The sequence below is a fragment of the Dactylosporangium sp. NPDC051087 genome, from assembly GCF_055586325.1.
The window spans coordinates 248440-254731 of sequence record NZ_JBVJIJ010000020.1 but is presented as its reverse complement, the minus strand read 5'-3'; the positions used below and the strand labels follow the sequence as shown (position 1 = coordinate 254731).

Sequence of the window (6292 nt, the reverse complement as noted above, 5' to 3'; positions counted from 1 at the left end):
GGCCGGCGAAGGCGCCGTTCGACCATTGGACCGGGGTCGCGAAGGACGTGCCGGTGGAGAGCCGGACCCAGGTGTCGGTTCCGTTCTGCGCGATGAGGTCAGCCTTGCCGTCGCCGTTGACGTCGCCGATGTGGTTGGCGATCTGGCCGGCGAAGGCGCCGTTCGACCATTGGACCGGGGTCGCGAAGGACGTGCCGGTGGAGAGCCGGACCCAGGTGTCGGTTCCGTTCTGCGCGATGAGATCGGCCTTGCCGTCGCCGTTGACGTCGACCTTGCCGGGCGACCTCGCGCTCCCGCCGTCCGGTGATCCGACCATCTCCGCGGTGAGCCGGCTGTTCCAGGCCTGGGCGCCGCTGAGTTGTCCGGCGAAGTATGACCCCCGGGCGTTGTTGAAGATTGCGCTGCCGAGGACGAATCCGCCGGTTGCCGGCCAGGTCACAGCGTTGCCGTGTTGCGCGGTGCCCCTGTGGACCTTGTTGATGTAGAGCGTCATCGCGCCGGACTGTGCGTCGTAGGCCGCGACCAGGTGGGTCCACACGCCGAGCTGATTGCCGGCCGGTACGGTCACCGTGTCGTAGGTCGCCGCGGCGGTGTCGGAGGTGGCCATGCCGAACCGCCAGGTGTTGTCCGCCGCGTTGTCGGACAGGTAGAAGCGCGCGGTGTGTGCGCCGTCCTCGGAGATGATGACGCCGCCGGCGGCGGTCGGCTTGACCCACACCGACACCGAGAACGACGCATTGGTGTTGATGATTGGCGAGCTGCCGATCAGGGTCCCGTTCGCGCCGGCGGCGACCGTGCCGGACGCGGTCGTGTTGAGCCGGATGCTCGGATCGAACGTGTCACCGGTGTGCTGCACGACGTTGCCGGCGGAGCCGGAGGCGGTCAGGGTGCTGCCGCCGGTGGTGTCCGCGACGGTGTTGCTGGTCAAAGTGTTCAGCGGCCAGTAGTGCTCGGAGGTGATGAGCGTCTGGTTGCCCTTGCCGGTGATGGTGCCGGTGCTGCCGGTGAGGTTGCCGACCAGCCATGCCTGCACGGCCGAGGAGGCGCCGACGGTCCACAGGTCGGCGGTGCCGTCGGCGTTGATGTCCGCCGCCTGCAGCGCGATCGTCGCGTTCGTGTTCCAGCTCGATGACAGCTGGTACTGCGTGTAACTCAACGCGCCGGACCCGAGGTCGACCGTGACGTTCTTCCACAGGTGCAGTGCGCCGGTCGCCTTGTGCCACAGGAACATCTGCGTGCCCGACGCCGTCTGTGCCGTGGTGATCGTCCACGCCTGCCAGGTGGTGCCGGCCACCGGTGGTGCCGTGGTCAGCTGGACCGGGAACTGGTAGTTGTTCAGGCCGTTCTGGCTCGCGATGTAGGTGAGGTAGTAGCCGTTCGTGGTGTCGCCGTTGACGGTGAGCAGGTCCGGGTAGGCCAGGCCCTGCCCCGCGCTGTTGTAGGCGTTGACCACCTGCAGCGGGTTGAGGCTGTTGATGTCGCTGAGCATCCCGGCGGAGATGGTGTGCTCGTTGCCGGAACGGTGTGCCTGCAGCATCGAGCCGTCGCCGATCCCGCTGATGATCATTCCGCTGCCGGGGTTGGCGCCGCCTGGGTAGTACACCAGGAAGTCCTGCAGGCCGGTGCCGGTGAAGCGGCCGGTGACGGTCTGGGCGCCGGTGAAGTTGGTCGGCAGGTTGTCGCCGACGACGCCGTTGCCGTTGGCGCCGACGTTGATACCGGCCACGTCGATGCCGGTGCCGGTGCCGCGGGCCTGCCAGAGCCCGGCCGGGAGGCCGTTGACGGCGCCGACGGTGTGCAGGTCGGCCTTGCCGTCGCCGGTGGTGTCCTGGTCGGCGGCGGCTGCTGCGGCGGTGGAGTTGAACACGACGGTGGCGTTGTCACCGATGTTGCTGCCGGCCGACAGGCTCGTCACGGTCAGCACGTTGGTGGACCGGTTCGGGGTGACCGTGATGGAGGCGTTGCCCGACGTCGCGGTGACCTGGGTCGGCGGGCCGGCGTTGAGCTGGTACAGGTAGCCGGTGGGCGCCGGGCCGGTGGCCGGGCCCGCGATCGTGAACGTCGCCGGCTGCCCGATCGTCGTGCTCGCCGGCTTCGTCACGGTCGGCGCACCGGTCCGGGTCGGGTCGTAGGCGAACGTGCACGTGTCCGACCACGGGCTCTCATAGGTGGTGTCGGTGACCTTCACCCGCCAGGAGAACTGGGTGAGGGCCCCCGCGGCCGCGGTCCGTAGCGTGGCGACCGGCACGACGAGCACCGGTTTGGTGTTCGACGGGGTGGTCAGCAGCGCCGGGTCCGACGAGGCGAGCAGGGTGTGGCTGGCGTCGGAGGTCTTCCACAGCTCGTACGTGACGCCGAGGGTGCTGCCGTCGGCGTCGTACGCCTTCGCGTACAGGCTGACGTTGCCGTCACCGATCGTCGACGGCGGGCTCGCCCCACAGGCCGACGCCGGCGACGTGCTCAGCTCGGAGGGCTTGTCCGGCGCGTGGTTGTAGGTGACCGAAAGCGTCGTCTGGGCGGTGTTGAACTCCTTGTAGTTGCCGACGTTCTCGTCACCGCCCATCATCCCGAACGTGCGGGTGCCGCGCCATGCGGCGACGTCCGCGGCAATGGTGCCGGTGACGATGAACGACTCCCCGGCCGCCGCGCAGCTGCTGTCGTGCCCGTGGGCGAACGTGCCGGTGGCGACGGCGCTGCCCATGCTGTCCTTCCACGCGTTCCAGTTGGCGTTGCCCGAGGTGAGGGTCGCGCTCGGCGCGGTGATGTTCAGTTGCTTCGTCGCGCAGCTGTACGAGTACGCGTTGAGCACGTACAGCTTCGCCTCCTGGATGGTGGCGCCGGCGAGGGTGCTGAGCGGGATCGCGAAGTTGACCAGCGTCCGGGACTTGATCGAGCCGGAGTTGCCCACCTGCATCCGGCCCTGCGGGTCCGGCGTGTTGTTCCAGTAGTTGCTGCCCGGGTAGTTGGCCGTGACCGTGGCCCAGCCGCTCCTGGCCGGGCTGGTCGGCACCCAGCCCGGGTCGATGTAGACCGGGTACGTGGTGGCCGCGCCCTTCAGCACGGTGGCGTCCGGCACCAGGTCGATCTCACCGCTGGTCGCCGACGTCATCTTCGCCGCGGTGCCGAGCTGCGCGGTCCGCGCGTGCGAGCCCGGCCCTTCGGCCGTGGACGGCTCCTCCGGGGCGCCTGGCGTCACGGACCGCATCGCGCCGGCCGTCGCCGGCGTGGCCGAGTCCCACATGATCGGCGCGGCGGCGCTGAAGACCGCCCTGCCCTTCGCATCGGCGGCGGTGAGGTTGCCGGCCGCGTCCGCGGTGACGGACAGCCCGGCCGTCCTGGTGCCCATCCGCAGCTTCGCCAGCGCCGGGTTCGCGGCCGCGGCCGCGTCACGCACGACGAGCACCTGCCGGACCCCGCCCTGCGTGTCGGCGATCAGCTGCAGGTCGACACCGGGCAGCACCCCGGCATAGGTGGCGGTCGCGCCGGCCAGGACCGGCGCCGGCAGGGCGAACGGCACGTCGAGCGCGAGCGACCGGCCGGTGTCGGTGAGCGTGACGGCCGGGCCGGAGCCGCCGCCGGACAGCCGCAGGCCACTGGTCGTCACCGTCGGACTGATCGTGCCGTCGCCGTTGCGGCGCAACGTCGCGTCGAGCGTCTTCCACTGCCCGCCGACCCGCTTACGAACCGGCGAGGCGCCGCGGGTGAGCGTGAACGTGCCGGTCGGGTTGGCGACGAGGGTGTCGGTCGCAGTGGTCGAGCCGGTCACGTCGACCGGCTTGCGGGTCGCCTTCGCCTGGATCAGGGCCTGCTCGGCGGTGAGCGTGACGGAGGCCGGATTCGCCGGTGGGCCCGCCGGTGCGGCGGACGCGACGTCGGGCATGAGCGTGGGAAGTGCGGAGAAGAGCATGGTCAGCGCGACCGTGACCCTGCGTCTGCGCTGCCCCCGTGAACCATCAGTGTGCATCCTGCAGATCCAATCTACGAGCGGGCAGGTAGGCGCCCGAGCCCGCAAAACGTATCGATCAGATCCGACGCGTGGGGGGCAGGCAGTCCGGCCGATGTCGGAAACGACCAGATAAATAGTCTCGAACTGATTGTGAGATCAGTGAATATTCATTGGCTCGTGATGTGCCTGCCGGGCGCCGGCTGCGAGGTGATGCGGATCGCGCGGGAGCACCGGTCGCACTCGGTGAAACTGCCGCACACGGCGCCACCGTCGCCTCCGCCGCCCGCGCCTGAGGGTCATTCCGCGCGGAGACTTGAGGCGTCGCCGGCTCTGGTGGCAGTCGGCGTGGAAGCCGGCCTGTAGCGGCACGTGTGGTCTGTGGTCCAATTGCGTGACATGCGGGTTCCTCATGAGACGCCGTCGGTGTACCTGTTGATCGACACCTCCGGATCGACGGTGCTGGACGACGTCAACGCCGGTTGCAACCTGGCTCTTCCCGGGATTGTGGAAGCGGTCGAGGCCGTCGGTGGTGCTGCGGCGCGGCTGTGCCTCGTGTCCTACGGCGCCGGTGCCGTCGTGCGGATGCCGTTGACGGCTGTCGCCGACGTGGTGTCGTTGCCCGGTTTGGTGGCCGGCGGGTTCAGTTCGATGGCCGCGGGACTGCGGCTCGTCGCCGAGACCGCGGCGGCGGACTCCGCGCAGCTGGCGGCGGACCGGGTGCGGCACGCCGAGCCGGTGGTCGTGGTGGTCGCCGACGGGTTGCCGACCGACGCGCCGGCGGAGCTTCTCCTGGCCCGGGAAGCGCTCGACAGGGCGCTGGCGCATCCGCCGCAGGTGCACATCGTGGCGCCGCCGGGCGTGGACGTGTTGGCGCTCAGTGGGCTTCGGGCCGGCATCCACCTGCTCGACGTCGGCGATCCGCGGCAGGTCGCCGACGCGCTGGTGGCGATCGTCCGCCGGGTGACACCGCACACCCGTTAGGTCTGGAGCCGGTGCGGCGCCCCGATGACGGGGACCTCGCCGCGCAGGGCCAGGCGGGCCAGCCAGGCGCCGCTCTCCTCGCCCACCGCCAACCATGCGACGCCGCCCGATGACGCGGCGCTCAGTGCACAGGCGCCGGTCGGTGCGGGCAGCGCCGCCGGACGGTCGACGGTGTGCCACGCCGCCTGGCCGGTGAAGGCCCGGGGGGCGTCGGTGCTCAGCAGATGGCCGGACGGCGTGCAGGCCAGCACCGTCGGCTGTCCGGCGAGCTGGACGATCGACGCGGCCGCCAGGCCGGTCGGCGGAACAACCTCCGTCCATGCCGGGACGTCGCCGATCGTCAGGTCCCATCGTGCGACCAGCAGCCGGTCCTGGTCGGTCAGGGCCGCCAGCCAGGCCCGGTGCTCGTTCTCGCGGGCGATCTCCAGACACTTCAGGCGTTCGCCGGGTCTGCCGCCGATCGGGACGTCGTCCGGCTCGGGTGCCGGCAGCCCGTCGCGGACCAGGGTGTGACGCAGGGTGGTGCGGTCCGCGGTCCAGAGGACGTCGAGGCTGCCCGACCCGGCGGCGAGCACGGCAAGTGGGTATCGCGGCTGGTCGCACGGGACCACCAGCCGGGGTTCGCCTCCGGTGAGGTCGCGGGCGTACACGCCGTCGGTGTCCGACCAGAGGATCGTCGCGGATCCGGTGCCGACGACGAGGGCCGCGTCACGGGACGGCGAGGCTGCCGGCGTGGCGATCCGGCGCCACCGGGTCGGGGTGCCCGGGCGGGCGGTCAGGGCCGTGTCCACTGCGTAGACCCCGGACGCTGAGATCGCCGCCGTGGTCACCTGGCCGTCCGGCCGGACCCCCAGTCGGATCGTGGTCGGCCGGCCGACAGGTTCGACCGTCGGTTCGAACGGCTCACCTGAGATCGCTGATCGGAAGTGGGCGAGCACCCGGACGGCGACATCCGGCTGGAGCCCGCCGTCGCCGGTCAGCCGATCAAGCGCCTCGGTCGGTGTTGCCGAGGGCAGGCCGAGTTCGGCGCCGAGGGTGAGCAGCCGGACGATGCGTGGCTGGTGGGGCAGCAGGTCCAGCAGGGCACGGGACAGCCGCGCGGGGTCGCCCGCGATCGCCGGGTCGATCTTCAAGGCCTCGGCGAGTGCGGCTGCGATCTGCTCGTCGTCATCCATGGTGTTCGACCCTCCCACATCGGCTGTCCGTCAGTGTCGGCCAGAACCACTGCCCGCACGGGCAGGCGACCGCGGTCGACAGCGGGAAGGGCGGCAGGGCAGTGACGAGCGGACTTCCGGCGACGCCCGGCGTGCAGCTACCAACGCAACGCCGGGCAGCCGACGGCGACCTGGGGCCGGCAGCAGGATG

Annotated in this window: 3 protein-coding genes; 1 reads left to right on the top strand and 2 read right to left on the bottom strand. The window is 70.9% G+C overall.

Translation table 11 applies throughout. The features are described 5' to 3' along the window. Positions 1 to 3964 (bottom strand): LamG-like jellyroll fold domain-containing protein (locus ACZ6TV_RS34875; RefSeq protein WP_465302015.1); only part of this gene is annotated, 3964 nt, incomplete at its 3' end. A 378-nt stretch (positions 3965 to 4342) separates the two neighbouring features. Here ACZ6TV_RS34875 and ACZ6TV_RS34870 point away from each other — a divergent pair. Beyond that, positions 4343 to 4927: a vWA domain-containing protein gene (locus tag ACZ6TV_RS34870; protein ID WP_465302013.1), complete on the top strand. Its 585-nt coding sequence runs from the start codon at positions 4343 to 4345 to the stop codon at positions 4925 to 4927. Here the strand turns inward: ACZ6TV_RS34870 and ACZ6TV_RS34865 are convergent. Further along, positions 4924 to 6102, bottom strand: coding sequence for a hypothetical protein (locus tag ACZ6TV_RS34865; protein WP_465302011.1), 1179 nt, complete (start codon positions 6100 to 6102; stop codon positions 4924 to 4926). The two genes, ACZ6TV_RS34870 and ACZ6TV_RS34865, sit on opposite strands and share 4 nt — an antisense overlap. Positions 6103 to 6292 lie beyond the last annotated feature (190 nt).